Raw genomic sequence first — 17,503 nt, forward strand, 5'->3', positions numbered from 1 at the left:
ATTAAAATGACAAAAGATTTCCTTAACAGAAATCTTTACTATTTTAGTTTTTGTGCAAACGTTTTCGCAAATTCAAAAAATACTTAGGGGGGAAATTGGTGTTGAAAAAACAAAATAGGAAAGTGCTCTCTATGCTGGTAATATTTTCATTAGTGCTACAGCTTTTATCAGGATTAATTCCTTATGCAAGCGTTAGCGCAGAAGTGACGAGTCCCGTAGTAAATGATGACGGTACTGTAACATTTACTTATGAAGGTGAAGCTGAATCAGTTAAAATAGCTGGAAGCTTTACTGAGTGGGGAACGAGTCCTCTTGATATGGTTGAAGAGTCAGAGAGTATTTGGAAGCTAACTACTCCGTTAGAAGATGGTACTTATCAGTATAAGTTTATTGTAGATAACAAAGAAGAGTGGGTGTTAGATCCTAATAATCCAAACCAAGCTGATGGAAATTCAGTGTTTACAAAAGGTGAGGTAGAGCCACCACCAGCTCCAACTGTTGAAAGTCCTGTAATTGGAAGCGACGGCAGTGTGACTTTTACTTATGAAGGAGCAGCTGATTCAGTTAAAGTAGCTGGAAGCTTTACTGATTGGCAAAACGGAGCTCTTGAGATGACCGAGAAGTCTGAAGGAATCTGGGAGCTAACTCAGAAACTTCCAAATGGAGACTATCAATATAAATTAATTGTGGATGGAGAATGGATTACAGATCCTGCTAACAAAAATCCTCAACTAGATGGTAACTCGACGTTTACAGTTGAAGTTCTTCAAAGTCCTGTTATTAATCAAGACGGAAGTGTAACGTTTAATTACAAGCAATCACAAGATAATGAAACAGCAGTTTATTTAATCGGAGGATTAAATGACTGGAGCTTGGAAACAGCTTATGAAATGGTATTAAACGATAAGGGTGTTTTCTCTGTAACAGTAGAAAACGTAGCACCAGGCGAATATCAATACAAATTTTTACGAAACGAACGTAATTGGAATGGTCAAGAGATTACAGATCCTTTAAACACTGAGACTAAGGATGGTAACTCATTGTTAATAATCGAATCGCCAGAGCCAATAAATGTTCAATCAGCATTAATGGACTCTTTATCTGAGATTTTAGTAACAACAAACAAAGCTTTTGGTGACCAAGAGTTAGTTGTAACAGATGTTGAAGCAAATGAAGTTATTGAAACAACAACTACAAAAATCTCTGATACAAAAGCGAAAATTACACTAGCAGACAATGTGAATGTAGATGTAAGAAAGCTTTATGAAGTATCAGTAGGGAATTCTGAAGGTAAAGTTGTAACAATGCGCAATGTATTAAATGATGATCAATTCTTCTATGATGGAGACTTAGGCTATAACTATTCTTCTAGCAAAACATCATTTAAACTTTGGGCACCAACAGCTACAAAAGTAAGTCTAGCAATCTATGATAATGCAGGAACTTATGAAGGTGCTTTTGTACCTGACCATACAGATGGCATAGAAACTGAAATGAACCGTACAAATAACGGTGTTTGGTCTTTAGAAGTGAATGAAGATCTTAAAAACAAATATTATATGTATAAAGTAGAATTTGCGAATGGTGATGTAAATTATGCAGTTGATCCATATGCTGTATCAACTTCAGCAAATGGACAAAGAACAGCAATTGTAGACTTAGATAGTACAGATCCAAGTGGATTTGATCCAACGGACAAGCCTGCAATCGTTTCACCAGCCGATGCAATTATCTATGAGCTCCATGTTCGTGATTTCTCAATTAATGAAGATTCAGGAATGGACAATAAAGGTAAATATTTAGCGTTTACAGAAGAGGGAACAACTAGTCCAAGTGGTGTAAAGACTGGTGTTGATTCTTTAAAAGAACTAGGAGTTAACTATGTACACTTACTCCCAACATATGACTTTGGTTCTGTAAATGAATTAAAAGTGGATGATCCAAACTCTGATGAAGTGAAATTCAACTGGGGCTATGACCCAATTCACTTTAATGTTCCAGAAGGCTCTTATTCTAGTGATCCTACTGATCCAACAAGTAGAATTAAAGAATACAAGCAGATGGTTCAATCTTTACATGATAATGGAATTCGCGTTATAGCTGACGTTGTTTACAATCATACGTACATGAATGAATCAACACAGCTTGAAGGAAAATCACCATTTGATGCAATAGTACCTGGATACTACTACCGTACTGATGATACTGGTAAAATTACAAACGGATCTGGTACTGGTAATGAAGTAGCTTCAGAGCGTCCAATGGTACGTAAATACATTAAAGATTCTGTTCACTATTGGGCAACAGAATTTGGTATCGATGGATTCCGTTTTGATCTAATGGGATTAATTGATCAAAAAACAATGCAAGAGCTTACAAGAGAGTTAAAAAATGAAGTAGATCCTAACGTGTTAATTTATGGTGAGCCATGGACAGGTGGATCATCAAGTCTTCCTGCATCAATGCAACACTTTAAAGGAACTCAAAAAGATCAAGGATACGCAGTATTCAATGATAATATTCGTGGTGCGATTAAAGGCGGAAGTGACGATAATAGTACGGGATTTGCTACAGGCTCAACTGGTAAAGAAGGCGATATCGTAGCAGGTGTTAAAGGTGCTATCGATCAATTTGCCAATGACCCGCAAGAAACAATCACATATGTAACGGCTCATGATAACTTAAACCTTTGGGATAAGTTAATGGCAGTAGCTGGAGAGGATGCAAGTGAAAATCCTCATGCTGTTATCACTGAAGAAGATCCACTAGATAATGAGTTGGTAAAACGTAGCTTATTAGCTAATGGTATAGTTCTAACTTCTCAAGGTATTCCTTTCCTACACGCTGGTGAAGAGATGCTAAGAAGTAAATATGGTAATCATAATAGCTATAAGAGCCCTGACAATATCAATATGATTCGTTGGGAATTAAAAGATCAGTATGAGTCTGTTTTCAATTATTACAAAGGCTTAATTGATTTAAGAAAAAACCATTCTGCATTTAAAATGGATACAAAAGCAGAAGTTAATGAACATTTTGAAGTATTAAAGCAGGATGAAAACATTGTTGCTTATCAATTAAAAGACAATGCAAACAATGATACATGGAAAAACATAGTAGTGATCTACAATGCAAATAAAGAAGCGAAGGAAGTAAGCTTACCTGCTAACGGTAACTGGAACGTAGTAGTAGATCATACGACTGCTGGTACAGAAACTATTAGAACGGTAAATTCAGATAAAGTATCAGTTGAAGGGCTTTCAATGATGGTTCTTTACGATCAATCTGAAGCATCTTATACTCCAGAAGTAACTAGTATTACAGTTAATCCTGATACATTAGCAATCAACCCTGGTGAAACGAAAACAGTAACAGCTTATGTAAAAGATCAAAAAGATCGTGTAATACTTGGTGAAGAAGTAACTTGGTCTTCTTCAGATGTAAGTGTTGCAACTGTTTCTCAAGGTAAAGTAAAAGGTTTAGCTGAAGGATCGGCTACAATTACAGTTAAAGCAGGCGACATTGAAAAGACGATCGAAGTAACTGTTGAAGAGCTTGTTGCTAATGAAATTACGATTTCAGGAAACGACTCTGTGTTTGCAACATATTCAACACAACTATCAGCTTTAGTAAAAGATCAATTTGCTCAAGATATGCTTGGTGCAAAAGTAACTTGGTCTACAAGTGATAACACAATTGCAACAGTTAATAGTCAAGGTCAAGTAACTGGTGTGAAACCAGGAAATGTCGTGATTACGGCGAAATCTGGTGAAGCAGAAGCTGCTTTAGACATTATAGTGAAAGAAAATGTAAAACGTTATGTACGTATTAAATATGTGAGACCTGATGGTGACTTCACTGGTGATTTTGGTGAGTGGAACTTATGGGTTTGGAACACAGGCGTTAAGAATGATCAAATTAACTTTGAATCATTTGAAGGTGACACAGCAATTGCGAATGTTGAAATTGCTCCTGAAACAGAATCAATTGGATTTCTAGTACGTAAAGGTGAAGATTGGGCAACAGCCAAGGTAGCACCTGATAGTGATGACCATAATGTGACAATTGATCGTGACGCGATTGTTACAAAAGTAACAGTTGTAACTGGTGTAGCTGGGCACACTCAAGTACCACATGTTGGTGGACCAGTATTAGCAGATGGAGAAGTAACTTTCTTCTATCGTGATGAAGATCTATTCAAGAACGATGCTATGGATACAATCGATTCAGTGAAAGTGAAAGTAGACGACGTTGAGTATGATATGGAGTATAGTTCTGAAAATGAATACTTCTCTTATAAGTTATCAGACTTAGCAGAAGGTACACATGAATATACTTTCTTAGTAACTAAAGACGGGGAAACGACTGAGGTTACAGATCCTTATAATACAAAAGATGGTAAGTCTACAATTACGTATAATCGTCCAGATGTAACTATTGAAGCGAGTGTATCACCGGAAGAGTTTACGTACGGTGAAAATGCATTATTATCAGCAAGTGCAACAACTGAAGAAGAAGTAAATATTGAAGAGTTATCTGTAAATCTTGAGCCTCTTGGTGGTAAAAGCAAGGTGGTTATCGACCAAACTGTTGGTAAAGTTGCAATTGGTGCAAGCGACACAGTAGTTGCTGGAGAAAAAGAACTTGTGATCACAGCACTTGATGAGTTTGGTAACAAACATACTAAAACAATTAAAGTAACTGTTAAGCCACAGCAATCAGTAGGTGATGAACTAGCATTTGATTGGGATGAAGCACGGATTTACTTTATGCTAACAGACCGTTTCAAAGATGGAGATCCTTCTAATAATGGTGGCGAAGATGGTAAGTTAGATGAATATGATCCAAACCATAAAGAAGCTTATCATGGTGGTGACTTACAAGGTATTATCGATAAGTTAGATTACATTGATGATCTTGGAATTAACACAATTTGGATTACCCCTGTTGTTGATAATATTGACTTTAATAAAGGACTTGATTTTACAACAAGCGGAGATTTAGAAGCGAAGCAATATGCGTATCATGGCTATTGGGCAGAAGATTTCGAGAAGCTTGATGCACACTTAGGAGACATTGAGACGTTCCAGGAATTGATCGAAAAAGCACATGATAAAGGTATTAAAATTATGCTAGACGTTGTTGTCAACCATGCTGGTTATGGTATGAAGGGTGAGGTAGACACAGATGAAGGTCAAAGTGATTGGTTAAAAGATGAAGAAAACCTTCCATCTAAAGAATCAATAGCTAAGCTTAAAGATATGTTACGTATGGGTGATGAAGAGCTACCTGGTCACGAAGTGAAAGGTGAGCTAGATAATCTTCCAGACTTCAAAACAGAAGATCCAGCAGTTCGACAACAAATAGTTGAGTGGCAAACTGCATGGTTAGAAAGAGCAAGAACTGATCGTGGAGATACGATTGATTTCTTCCGTATCGATACTGTTAAGCACGTTGAAGAAGCAACATGGCAAGCATTGAAAAACGGTTTGGTTGAAATTGATCCTAATTTCAAAATGATAGGCGAATATTGGGGTGCAAGTGTTGACAATGATGGAGGCTACTTAGGAACAGGTCAAATGGATTCTTTATTAGACTTTGATTTCAAAGAAAAAGCAAAATCATTTGTTGAAGGAAGCATTGATAGTGTTGATGAATATTTACAAGATCGTAATGGACGCATTAATAACAATGCAACATTAGGTCAATTCTTAAGCAGTCATGACCAAAACGGCTTCTTAACAGAATATGTAGGTGGAGACAGAGCGAAATTAAAAGTAGCTGCTGCTCTTCAAATCACTTCTAAAGGTCAACCAGTTATTTACTATGGTGAAGAATTAGGTAACTCTGGTACGGCTGATTGGAAGAAAGACGAAAATGGTAATATTCTATCATTTGGTCAAAACCGTGATTCTATGCCTTGGGAGCTTTATGAAAATAAAGACCCTGAAGCAATGGCACTTCACAATCATTACTCAACTTTACTAAACATCCGTGCAGATTACTCAAAAGTATTCTCTAAAGGTTCTCGTGAAAAAGTAGCTGGTGGAGATGAAAAAGGATATTTAGTATTTGAAAGAGAGTATGAAGGTGAGCAAGCATTAGTTGGTTTAAACACTGCAGAAACAGCAACACAAGCAACGTTTGCAGTAGACTTTGCTGCTAATACAAAATTAATTGACCTATACAACAACAAAGAATACGTTGTAAATGAAAATCAAGAAGTAACTGTTGACTTACCTGGTAGTGTTGATGGTGGTACTTTTATCCTTGCTGCTGAGAAGGTAGAGCCGAATCCAGGAGACAACCCAGGAGACAACCCAGGAGATAAACCAGGAGACAACCCAGGAGACAACCCAGGAGATAAACCAGGAGACAACCCAGGAGATAAACCAGGAGACAACCCAGGAGATAATCCAGGAGGCAATCCGGGAGACAACCCAGGAAACAATCCTGGAAAAAACAATGACAAACCAAAATCAGTTGTTGTAAAAGCAAAAATAAAAGATGGTAAAGTAACAATTGAAAATAAAGATCTTGAAAAAGTGGGCAAAGGCGATCAAGTTATCATTGAATTAAAAGATAATAAATCATCTAAAGCTACATTCACTTTAACAAAAGAAAATATCTCTTTATTAATAGAAAAAGGAATAAAGGCAGTAACTCTAGCTCCTAAAGACTTAGAAGTTGCTATAAAAGTTCCAATATCACTTATTCCAGAAGGTGCTGATTTAGTTGTTAAGCGTCTAGCGGATATGGAAGATGACAGTTTCATTAGTGGTGTGTATGACTTCTCATTACTTGTAGATGGAAAGTATATCCACAACTTTAATGAAGAGATTGAACTAGTATTTGATGTAAACCCAAAAAACGTTAAAAATCCAGAAAATGTTGAGGTAATTTACTTCAATGAAGAAACAGAGAAATGGGAGATCGTACCAGGTGCTGTATATAAAGATGGTAAAGTAACTGTTCGTACTCCACATTTCAGTATCTTTGCAGTAGTAGAAGTTACAAAGGTTGATGATGTAGAAACAATCTCAGAACCTTCTAAGGATGGCTATGAGCTTCCTTCAACAGCAACTACAAGCTATAACTGGTTAGTGATCGGTTTTATCGTGATCTCTATTGGTGGGGTATATGTATTTGTTCAACGAAGAAAAATTCAAATAGAAAAATAAAATGATTTTATTTGCTTGATAGTGGGTGCTTCCCAATATCAAGCTTTTTTTGTTTTTTCTTATTGGAAATAAAATGAGAGGAAATCTTATTAGTAAGATTTCCTCTCATATCAGATCTTAAGCTTTTTTCCTAACAGTTTTTGTTTTTTTAGCTGATGTTGCTTCTGTTCCTTTTTCTTTAGTCACATCTCCACCAACTACTTTTGGTTGTTGAACTTTTGGTATTGCTTGAGGCTTTTTTGTTTTTTCGATACTAGCTTGTAATGCACTCATTAAATCAACCACATTTTGTCTAGGAGCAGCTTCAGAAGGTGTCTTTCCTTCGTCTTGGTTTACTTTTCGCTCAATTAATTCCTGAAGAGCTAGACGGTAGTCATCTTTATATTTCTCAGGTTCAAATGTTGTTGTTAATTGATCAATTAACATTATTGCTGTTTCTAGCTCCTTTGATCCTACTTCAACTTGCTCAGGCACACTAGGTACTTCTTTAACATTTCTGACTTCATCTGGATAATGAACAGTTTCCATCACAATACAGTTTTGATAAACACGTACGATTGCAAGCTGTTGTTTTGATCGAATTGTTATCTCTGCAATACCAATTTTACCGGATTTAGTTAATGATTCACGTAATAATCCATAGGCTTTACCACCGTTTTCTCCTGGTCCAATAAAGTATGATCGATTAAAATAAATAGGATCAATATCTTCCATCTTGACGAAATCAATAATCTCAACTGTTTTATCTTCATGTTCATCTTTAATCTCTTTTAATTCTTCATCAGTTAAAACAACATATTTTCCTTTTACATACTCATAACCTTTTACAATTTCATCAGGTGATATTTCTTCATCACAATTTGGACATTTCTTTTCATACTGAATAGGTGTATGGCATTTTTTATGGAGGGTTCTTAGCTTGATATCTTTATCCTCGGTTGCTGCATAAAGCTTTATTGGTATATTTACAAGTCCAAAACTAATGGATCCTTTCCACATTGTATGCATATATATCCCTGCCTTATTAAAAAATTTCCTTCATTTATTTATTAGCATAGGGTTTATCCTACTTTTTAATAAGTAGCAATACATACCAAATCTTTTGTCAGGAATTTATCACAGAAATTAAAAGATCTCTAACTGCTGTAAAATTAAAATTGTTATACCGAGTACCCAAACATATATCGCAAAAAGCTTAAGTGATTTATTTTTGACAAAAGAGATCATGAATTTGACTGCGATATAACCAAATATGGCTGATGCAATTGTTGCTACCAACATTGATGTAAAACTAATTTGAGGAACATTTCCTGATAAAATATCTTTAAATTGAAATATAACTCCACCACAAATTGCAGGTATTGATAGAAGAAAGGAAAAATAAGCTGCTGCTTCTTTGTCCATTTTTCTAATGAGTGCACCGACAATTGTCATACCGGATCTAGAAATCGCAGGGAAAATAGCAATAGCTTGGAAACTTCCTATAAAAAAAGAATCAAAAAAAGTTATATCATCTACCTTTTTTTCTCCATTTTTAATTGAATCAGCAAACCAGAGAAATAGTCCTGTTACAAGAAACTCCCAGCCGATTGTTACGCCTGTTTTTGAGATGGTTTCGAAATAATCATTGAACAATAACCCAGCTATAACAGCAGGTATTGTGCCTACAATTAATAATAAACCAATACGACTAAAAGGGTTTTTAATAAGCTTTACTAAAATGTCTTTATAAAAAACAAACAAAGCAATAAGTGTTCCTATATGCAACATAGTATCTAAAAACAAACCTGCTTCTTCAAGACCAAAGAAATTTCTTCCTAAATATAGATGTCCAGTACTACTAATAGGTATAAATTCAGTTAAACCTTGGATAATACCTAGAATGATCGCTTGAAGCCAATCCATCCTTGTTCCCTCCTTAAAAATCATGCTTGTCTGTATACATGAATATGTGTATGATATATGCTTGTAGAACACAGCTTGGAAAATAGGTGATCAAATTGGAAGAGTTAATTTTAACATTGGTAGAAAACTTTAAAGAGCTTTCTTATTTTGGAATCATGCTTGCTTTAACAATAGAATTTGTACCAGCAGAGCTTGTTTTACCACTTGCTGGTTTTTGGGTATATGAAGGAGATATGACACTTTGGGGAACAGTACTGGCTGGAACTATAGGCGGTACACTGGGACCACTAACCTTATATGCTGTTGGGAGATATGGAGGAAGGCCTTTTCTGTTGAAGTATGGCAAGTATTTCTTCATTAATGAAGAAAAACTCATTAAATCAGATGAGTTTTTTGAAAGAAATGGTGCAATGGTTGCATTCACAGCGAGATTTCTTCCAGGTATACGGACACTTATATCTATTCCGTGTGGAATGGCTAAAATGAATGTTTGGATTTTCTCAATATATACTTTTATTGCTATGTTACCTATTACTTTTATTTATGTTTATCTAGGCTTTAAGCTTGGAGAAAGATGGGAAGATGTAGGAGCACTAGCGAATAAATATATTTTACCAATTGGCTTAACTGTTTTGTTTATTTTTATTGCGTATAAAATCATTACGAGAAAAAAGCGAAATTCAATTGATGAAGAAACATTTGAGCATATATCATCTAAAAATAACCATTCATGATAATTTAACAATAATAAGGTTAGTATGGAAGATTAATATAATTTAAGGAAAAACTGTTGACATTTACCATTGACTGAAAGTATGATGAATATAACTTAATATTCTTCTTCTCAAAGGGGAGTAGCGTTCAGGAGTTTTTTTCCTGAAAACAAAGTCGTCATTTCATGGATTGATATCCATCGGCTTTGTTGGCATGATCGGTGTTTACATGCTCAGCAAGACCTTTGCCTAAGTTGGCAAAGGTCTTTTTTTGTTTCCTATGCTAACTTAGGTGCTAGAAATTCTGGTGGAAAAGAATGTAATGAGACCTTAAGAGCATAGGAGGAAAAAATGATGGATGTGACTTTATTGTTAGAGTACGGCTGGGTGCTTCTAGTACTAATTGCATTAGAAGGAATTTTAGCTGCTGATAATGCACTTGTAATGGCTGTTATGGTTAAGCATTTACCTGAAGATCAAAGGAAAAAGGCACTATTTTATGGATTAGCAGGTGCATTTGTATTAAGGTTCGGAGCTTTATTCTTAATTTCTTTCTTAGTAAATGTATGGCAAGTGCAAGCTATTGGTGCAATTTATTTACTTTATATCTCTATAAATCATATTTTTAAAAAATATGTATTTAAGAAAAATGAGCATCTTAAAAAACCAAAAAAAGAATCTGGGTTCTGGGGAACAGTTTTTAAGGTTGAGTTAGCAGATATGGCGTTTGCAGTTGATTCAATTCTTGCAGCAGTTGCTTTGGCAGTAACGTTACCTGCAACAAACCTTCCTGCTATTGGTGGAATAGATGGAGGACAGTTTTTAGTCATTCTTGCAGGTGGTATCATAGGAATTATTATAATGAGATTTGCAGCAACTTATTTTGTGAAGATTCTTAAGAAAAAGCCTTCTCTTGAAACAGCGGCTTTTGTTATTGTTGGTTGGGTAGGTGTAAAGCTTGCGTTGTATACATTAGCACATCCAGAAATCAATATTGTTTCAAAACATTTTATTGAATCACCAACATGGAAGTTAATATTCTGGATTGTTTTAGCAGGAATAGCGATTAGTGGATGGTTCTTATCAAAGGAAGTAACAGAAGAGTCGCTTGTGAACGAAATAGATCAAGAGCCAAATCTAAGAAAAGTAGAAAGCAATTAAAGTAAGGGAAGTGGAGAAAGATGGACTCCACTTCCTTTTTCTGTTTGTATTGGATCTCTAAAGTGATATGACCTCATTGACTTTTCTCCTTAGTAGTTAGTCATTTGATTAACTTATAAGGGCTACCTAACTAACACTAGATAGGTTTGTACCTTTTTACTTAAAGTCCTCAAGGAAAGATAGTCCTTAAAACCGCAAAAAAAGGATAGAAAGAAAACAATTCAATGTCATTTTTGTAACAATTTTTAGTTCTATATACTCATATGGAGATTTTTTAAAAGAATTTTAAATCAACACCCTTACCTATATTAAGGACAGCGAAACTATATAGTGTAAATGAAAAATTAGAAAGTGGGTGCTTATTTTTCCTGTGATTTCTTTCTCGTCTACTCTCATTGTAATTCAGAAACTGTAAAATACTACGGATTGGTAAATTGCTTCGCTCTTAGGACTTTAGACATATGGTTTGTAACACTTGTCTTATTTCTAGAAATAATAGAAAGAAATTTTCATATATCTTCCTTTGCGATCCCTATATGATTTAGCTATGATAGACAAAGTAATATAGGGGAAACAGAGGTGAAACTAAGGTGCTTAGCCTTTTGTTTAGACTAGGTAAGAAGAAACATACATTAGAAGAAACAGTTTTATTAATTCAAGAAGGTGATCGTGAATTACAAAATGAGCTAATTGATCAGTACAAACCATTTGTTGCTAAGGCTGTATCATCAGTTTGTAAACGATATATAAGTGAAAATGACGATGAATTTAGTATCGGATTAATTGCTTTTAATGATGCAATTGAAAAGTATTCAACAGATAAAGGAAGTTCCTTACTAGCTTTTGCAGAACTTGTGATTAAACGTAAAGTTATAGACTATATTCGCAAAGAAGCACGTCAACCATATACCGTTCACTTAGATTTAAATGAAAATGAGGAAACTGAAACTTCTCAAAGTAAAGTAGAAGCAGATTTATCAACAGATGACTATAGGAAAAAGATAGAGCAAGAACATCGTAAGGAAGAGATAGGGTATTTTCAACACCGTTTAAAAGAATTTAAATTAACGTTTACTGAAATTGTTGAACAATCTCCTAAACATTTTGATGCAAGGCAAAATGCTTTATTAGTGGCTAGGAAATTGGTTGAAGATGAAGAATTGAGAAATTTTCTATTTCATAAGAAACAATTACCTGTTAAGCAACTAGAAGGAAAAGTTCAAGTTAGCCGAAAAACGATCGAGAGAAACAGAAAATACATCATTGCCATGGCTATCATTCTATCAGGGGATTTTGTCTATTTAAAAGATTATGTTAAAGGGGTGATAGATTCATGAAAAGAGGGGTCGTCGTAGATAGAAATGATGACTTTATAACATTGCTTACCCCAGAAGGGCAATTTTTAAAAGCAACCAATGAAAAGGGTATGTATGAGATAGGCGAAGAAATTACTTTTTTTCCTTTAGTTGATAAGCTTGAGGAAGCTGCTACTAGAGAATCAAAATTATTGAAAAATAGAGTTTTATCTGCTCTAAGTTTAAAAAGAACACGAGTAGGTGCTCTATCCTTTTTAGCAATCATGGTGTTTATTTTTAGTTTTTTACCAGATTTAAATTCAAATAAAGCATATGCCTACATGTCAATTGATATAAACCCTAGTTTTGAAGTTAAAATTGATCAGAAATTAAAAGTACTTTCTCTAGATCCAATTAATGAAGAAGCTGAAAAGCTAATGATAGAACTCTCTAATTGGGAAGGGAAATCTTTTGTAGAAGTGGTTAACACAATTGTAGATCAGTCGAAATCAAAGGGCTATGTGTATCCAGGTAAAGAAATACTTATTGCAACTGTTGTTAATCAAGAAGATAAGAAGATAGAAGAAAGACTAACAGACAATCTAGATCAAATTCGTCATTCTATGGAAGATGAAGAAATGGTCGTTAAAACGATTGAGACTGATTCAGAAACTAGAGAAAAAGCTAAAAAACAAGGAATATCAACTGGAAAGTATCTAGAATTAACAAATAATAAAGATGTTGATCATGAAAAAAATGATGTTGTTAAGCCAGAGGGTAAACAAGGGGAAGAAACAAGTACTCAAAAAGAGATTGAAAATGCCCCGGTACCAGTTCAACCAAATGTTAATAATAATTCTGAATGGAAGAACGAAACAAAAGAAAGACTTAAAGAATCACAAAATAAAATAAAAGAAAATATAAAATCTGAAAAGCGGAATGAGGTAAAAGAAGAACAAAAAGACAAAAATAAAGAATTTAGAAAAAATGAAAAAACAGAGAGAAAAGCGGATAGTGAGAGACGAAGAGAAGAAAAAAGAGAAAATAATAAAGATATGAGAAATTACGGGAAAAATCATCATAAACAAGATGAAGATGATGACGACGATGATGACAACGACAAACATGAAAAAGAAGATGATTAAAAAAAAGTCTGATCAAAACTGATCAGACTCTTCTTTTATTCTGTTTTACCGCCATTTAGTTGTGATTGTGCTTGAGCTACTAAGCGTTTAGTGATTTCTCCACCAACCGAACCATTTGCACGTGATACTGTATCTGAACCTAAATTAACACCAAATTCCTGTGCGATTTCATATTTAACTTGATCCAGTGCTTGTTCAATCCCTGGCACAAGTAATTTATTGCTGCTTCTACTCATAGTAAGACACTCCTTTAAAAATGATTAAAGCTGATTTTATCCTACAGCCTTACACATAAGTTATCATTAAGAGAGACATTCTATACTGGAAATGTTTAGAGAACTGCATTCATTAGTATTTATAAGTTCTCGGATAAATGGGTCTGCGCAAGTGTCTGCATATGGGATGATAACACAGATAGCACGGCAATACCTAAGACGATTTTAATTGTTTCCCACTGATTTATTGATAATTCTGGCAAGGGCTTCGGTAGAGCATTAATTTTCTTAGTTATAAAATGCTTTAATGTATGACCATTACCAATAGTTAAAGATGGTAAAACATCAAGTGATGATAATATTTTAGCGTATAACTCATAGAATGCAATAGGACTTATTAAGTCATCACTTCTATCAGATAATGTATTAAAAACAGAGGTTAACACCTTACGAATCTTTTCAAATTCAAAGGATTGTTTTAAATCTTTTACGATAAGTAACATTGCAGCTTGGTCTATAGAGTACTTCTTTCCAAGTTCAGGTGAACCTATTAGTTCCTTTACATCACGCTTAATCCAGTTTTGTATAGATGTTGATTTTAAAGCTGTCAACTCACATAAATTTGCTAAAGAAACGATCTCATTTGTTGATAAGCCTAATTCCATATTAGATCGTTTTTTATTATGTTTTATAATAAAGTTTGGTATATCATACTGAGTTTTTGGAGCTGTATTTATAGCTTTTTCTACTATAGAATAAGGAGAATGATTTGAATCTCCTTTTAGTGAGTATAATAATTTTGACATTTGTAATCGCGTTAATTGGATTGTCATTTTTGACACCCCTTTTGTTCTTATGTAATTTTCTTATAACAAGCATTTTTCTACTGTACTTATTTAAAATTTTATTATCTATATTATTGTTTGTTGCAAAGCAGTTATTAGTTAATACTGTTTCCATAAAGTTACCTTAAGGTATAAAATAATTTAATATTTATTTATTGTAGTTAATTATAGATCTATCAGGACTTCTTTTTATAAAGCTCATGACAGTTTCTTGCTTTTCTGAACACATAATTTAGTCATTTCGAACATTGATTCTGAAAATTTTGTGTCAATTAAAAACAATTTATAAGAAAAGAGTTATAAAAAGCTTCTCTCAAAATTTATATTTCTTGATCTTTTCTTAAAATGTTTCTATAATTTATATTATAATACAAGTTCAAGAGAACTTGAAATATGGAGGTACATATGGCCAAAAGAATATTTTTATTTCTTCTATCAAACATTTTAGTTATTACGACAATAGGTATTGTGCTCTCAATCCTAAATGTTTCACCATATCAAACAGTAAATGGTAATCTCGATTTAGTAAATTTATTGATATTTAGTGCTGTAGTAGGTTTCACTGGATCTTTTGTTTCGTTAGCTATTTCACGTTGGATGGCGAAAATGATGATGAAAGTCAAAGTGTTAGATCCTTCTAAATCTCTTTCAGCAATGGAGAGGGATTTGGTTGAAAGAGTTCACCGACTATCACGAGCAGCTGGTTTAACAAAAATGCCTCAAGTTGGGATTTATCAATCATCTGAAGTTAATGCCTTTGCAACAGGTCCTTCAAAGCGTCGCTCACTAGTTGCTGTTTCAACAGGTTTATTACAAGAGATGGATGATGATGCAATTGAAGGTGTTCTTGCCCATGAGGTAGCTCATATTGCAAATGGAGATATGGTAACAATGACATTGTTACAGGGTATCGTAAATACATTTGTTGTTTTCTTTGCTCGTATTGCAGCTTGGGCAGTGTCAAGATTTGTACGAGAAGATTTAGCTCCTATTGTTCATTTTGTTGCAGTAATTATCTTTCAAATCGTTTTCTCTATCTTGGGAAGTTTAGTTGTATTTGCATTCTCAAGATATCGAGAATTTCATGCCGATAGAGGTGGAGCTGATTTAGCAGGTAAAGATAAAATGATTCATGCTCTACGGTCTTTAAAGCAGTATTCACAACGAGTAAGAGATGATGATACAGCTCTATCTACTATGAAAATTAATAGTAAAAAAGGAATGTCACTATTCTCTACACACCCAGATTTAGATGATCGAATTAGTCGTTTAGAAGCAAAATAAAAAGTAAGGGATGACTCGAGTCATCCCTTACTTTTTATTTGTTATGCTATTAGTTCTACCTTAATTCTAAAAAAATAAGCTATGAAAAAGTTTAAAAATAATTTTTCAGCACATCTGCTTTTTGGAGATAATATGTGAGACTTTAAAAAGCAAAGCCAAATATTAAAGGAAAAAAATAATGTTACTATTTGATTTATTTGTTAAAATGAATGGATGTTTTTAAGATTTTTGAGTCATAGTAACCTCACAGATAGTTTACAAAAGTGTTATAGATTCATTAGACTTATAAACGATAAATGTTAGTGATGGACCTACGTAAACAGACAGAAAGTGCTGTTAGATTGGAATGAATGAACAAATGACTAATTGGAAACTAAGATTACAAGCATTAACACCTGTGCAATTAATCGTTTCATACTATTTTTTAGCAGTAACAGTTTCAGTTAGCTTACTTAGCCTACCTGTTGCTCATAAGCCTGGAGTTGATTTTACATTTATAGATCGACTTTTTACTGCAGTAAGTGCCGTAAGTGTTACAGGTCTGACGGTTATGTCAACTGCAGATACATTTAGTGTAACAGGCATCTTTATTTTAGCGTTCGTTCTGCAATTTGGTGGTATAGGAATTATGACACTAGGAACATTTGTATGGTTAATAATGGGGAAAAAGATTGGTTTGAAGGAAAGACAATTAATTATGACCGATCAAAATCAAACAAACTTATCTGGAATTGTTAATTTGATTCGTCAAATTATTGTATTAATTTTAATCATTGAACTAATTGGTGGAATAATATTAGGAACATATTTTTTAAAATATTATAATACATGGCAAGAAGCCTATCTACAGGGTTTTTTCACCTCGATAAGTGCTACAACTAATGGAGGATTTGATATAACTGGTCAATCTCTTATTCCTTTTGCCAATGATTATTTTATTCAGTTTATCGTGATGATTTTAATCATTCTAGGAGCTATAGGATTTCCTGTTTTAATTGAAGTAAAGGATTTTCTATTTAAAAAAGAAAAAAGATATCGATTTAGTTTATTTACTAAAATAACCTCGATCACTTTTTTTGCTCTTATCATTTTTGGAACAATTGCCATTGCGAGCCTTGAATATTCTTATTTCTTTAAAGATAAAGAATGGCATGAAATTTTATTTTTTTCATTATTCCAATCTACTGCTACTAGAAGTGGTGGATTAGCAACAATGGATATAAGCTTATATACGGAGACAACGCTTTTAATCATGTGTGCATTGATGTTTATAGGTGCATCACCAAGTTCTGTAGGAGGAGGCATTCGAACAACTACTTTTGCTTTAAATTTACTATTTCTTTATCACTTTGCAAGAGGTCATAAATCAATAAAAATCTTTAGACGTGAGTTACTTGAGGAAGATTTAAGGAAATCTGTTGTTGTGACAATGTTTGCTGTATTAATTTGTTTCTCGGCTATCGTTATATTAACCATTACAGAATCATTTTCATTTATATCAATATTATTTGAGGTTTGTTCAGCTTTTGGTACAACAGGATTATCAATGGGCATTACTTCAGAGTTAACATCAGTAGGCAAAGTTGTCATTATGATTTTAATGTTCATTGGACGTATTGGTATATTAACTTTTCTATATTTATTAGGAACAAAGGAAAGAAAAGATAATTTTCATTATCCTAAGGAACGTGTCATTATCGGGTAAAATAAAATGGGTTAGGCTAAAACGGCTTAGCTCATTTTTATTTTGGTTCAGAAC

At 33.8% G+C, this 17,503-nt stretch carries 11 protein-coding genes and 1 riboswitch; of the genes, 7 read left to right on the forward strand and 4 right to left on the reverse strand.

All coding sequences use genetic code 11. The features are described from left to right. Nucleotides 1-98: 98 nt before the first annotated feature. The gene (pulA, locus tag JOC75_RS21755; protein WP_204956080.1) at nucleotides 99-7,181 is read left to right on the forward strand and encodes a type I pullulanase; all 7,083 of its coding nucleotides are present in this window, start codon (nucleotides 99-101) and stop codon (nucleotides 7,179-7,181) included. Nucleotides 7,182-7,298: 117 nt separating this feature from the next. Here the strand turns inward: pulA and ku are convergent, their stop codons facing one another. Both ku and JOC75_RS21765 read right to left on the reverse strand, forming a co-directional pair. Further along, the gene (gene ku, locus JOC75_RS21760; protein ID WP_204956081.1) at nucleotides 7,299-8,189 is read right to left on the reverse strand and encodes a non-homologous end joining protein Ku; all 891 of its coding nucleotides are present in this window, start codon (nucleotides 8,187-8,189) and stop codon (nucleotides 7,299-7,301) included. A 117-nt stretch (nucleotides 8,190-8,306) separates the two neighbouring features. Further along, nucleotides 8,307-9,086 carry an undecaprenyl-diphosphate phosphatase gene (locus tag JOC75_RS21765; protein WP_204956082.1) on the reverse strand — a complete coding sequence of 260 codons (780 nt, stop codon included), beginning with the start codon at nucleotides 9,084-9,086 and terminating at the stop codon, nucleotides 8,307-8,309. An 89-nt stretch (nucleotides 9,087-9,175) separates the two neighbouring features. Here JOC75_RS21765 and JOC75_RS21770 point away from each other — a divergent pair, with 89 nt between their 5' ends. The 4 genes from JOC75_RS21770 (at nucleotide 9,176) to JOC75_RS21785 (ending at nucleotide 13,400) form a co-directional block, all read left to right on the forward strand. Next, nucleotides 9,176-9,820 carry a DedA family protein gene (locus tag JOC75_RS21770; RefSeq protein ID WP_338036621.1) on the forward strand — a complete coding sequence of 215 codons (645 nt, stop codon included), beginning with the start codon at nucleotides 9,176-9,178 and terminating at the stop codon, nucleotides 9,818-9,820. Nucleotides 9,821-9,923: 103 nt separating this feature from the next. Next, nucleotides 9,924-10,096: riboswitch (yybP-ykoY riboswitch) on the forward strand. A 57-nt stretch (nucleotides 10,097-10,153) separates the two neighbouring features. Beyond that, complete coding sequence (locus JOC75_RS21775; protein WP_146947306.1) at nucleotides 10,154-10,960, forward strand: TerC family protein; 807 nt, start codon at nucleotides 10,154-10,156, stop codon at nucleotides 10,958-10,960. A 590-nt stretch (nucleotides 10,961-11,550) separates the two neighbouring features. Further along, on the forward strand, nucleotides 11,551-12,297 hold the full coding sequence (sigI, locus tag JOC75_RS21780) for an RNA polymerase sigma factor SigI (RefSeq protein WP_204956083.1): 747 nt from the start codon (nucleotides 11,551-11,553) through the stop codon (nucleotides 12,295-12,297). Next, a complete protein-coding gene (locus JOC75_RS21785; protein ID WP_204956084.1) occupies nucleotides 12,294-13,400 on the forward strand; it encodes an anti-sigma factor domain-containing protein in 1,107 nt (368 codons plus the stop codon). Before sigI ends, JOC75_RS21785 begins: the two co-directional genes overlap by 4 nt. Nucleotides 13,401-13,435: 35 nt before the next feature. On the opposite strand, the gene JOC75_RS21790 is transcribed toward JOC75_RS21785, so the two are convergent. Further along, on the reverse strand, nucleotides 13,436-13,636 hold the full coding sequence (locus tag JOC75_RS21790; RefSeq protein WP_204956085.1) for an alpha/beta-type small acid-soluble spore protein: 201 nt from the start codon (nucleotides 13,634-13,636) through the stop codon (nucleotides 13,436-13,438). Between the two features lie 119 nt (nucleotides 13,637-13,755). Continuing rightward, the gene (locus JOC75_RS21795; protein WP_204956086.1) at nucleotides 13,756-14,448 is read right to left on the reverse strand and encodes a DUF1836 domain-containing protein; all 693 of its coding nucleotides are present in this window, start codon (nucleotides 14,446-14,448) and stop codon (nucleotides 13,756-13,758) included. Between the two features lie 417 nt (nucleotides 14,449-14,865). Here JOC75_RS21795 and htpX point away from each other — a divergent pair, with 417 nt between their 5' ends. Beyond that, a complete protein-coding gene (gene htpX / locus JOC75_RS21800) occupies nucleotides 14,866-15,744 on the forward strand; it encodes a protease HtpX (protein WP_204956087.1) in 879 nt (292 codons plus the stop codon). 358 nt (nucleotides 15,745-16,102) lie between these two features. Beyond that, nucleotides 16,103-17,449 (forward strand): TrkH family potassium uptake protein, encoded by a 1,347-nt coding sequence (locus JOC75_RS21805; RefSeq protein ID WP_204956088.1) that lies wholly within the window; start codon nucleotides 16,103-16,105, stop codon nucleotides 17,447-17,449. The last annotated feature ends 54 nt before the right edge of the window (nucleotides 17,450-17,503 follow it).

The organism is Metabacillus crassostreae, from assembly GCF_016908395.1.
In the GTDB taxonomy this organism is placed as follows: domain Bacteria; phylum Bacillota; class Bacilli; order Bacillales; family Bacillaceae; genus Metabacillus; species Metabacillus crassostreae.

Excerpts from the sequence above, each read along its gene's own strand:
- ku (WP_204956081.1), bottom strand. The coding sequence starts at position 8,189 with ATGCATACAATGTGGAAAGGATCCATTAGTTTTGGACTTGTAAATATA.
- JOC75_RS21765 (WP_204956082.1), bottom strand. The coding sequence starts at position 9,086 with ATGGATTGGCTTCAAGCGATCATTCTAGGTATTATCCAAGGTTTAACT.
- JOC75_RS21775 (WP_146947306.1), top strand. The coding sequence starts at position 10,154 with ATGGATGTGACTTTATTGTTAGAGTACGGCTGGGTGCTTCTAGTACTA.
- JOC75_RS21785 (WP_204956084.1), top strand. The coding sequence starts at position 12,294 with ATGAAAAGAGGGGTCGTCGTAGATAGAAATGATGACTTTATAACATTG.
- JOC75_RS21790 (WP_204956085.1), bottom strand. The coding sequence starts at position 13,636 with ATGAGTAGAAGCAGCAATAAATTACTTGTGCCAGGGATTGAACAAGCA.
- JOC75_RS21795 (WP_204956086.1), bottom strand. The coding sequence starts at position 14,448 with ATGACAATCCAATTAACGCGATTACAAATGTCAAAATTATTATACTCA.
- htpX (WP_204956087.1), top strand. The coding sequence starts at position 14,866 with ATGGCCAAAAGAATATTTTTATTTCTTCTATCAAACATTTTAGTTATT.
- JOC75_RS21805 (WP_204956088.1), top strand. The coding sequence starts at position 16,103 with ATGACTAATTGGAAACTAAGATTACAAGCATTAACACCTGTGCAATTA.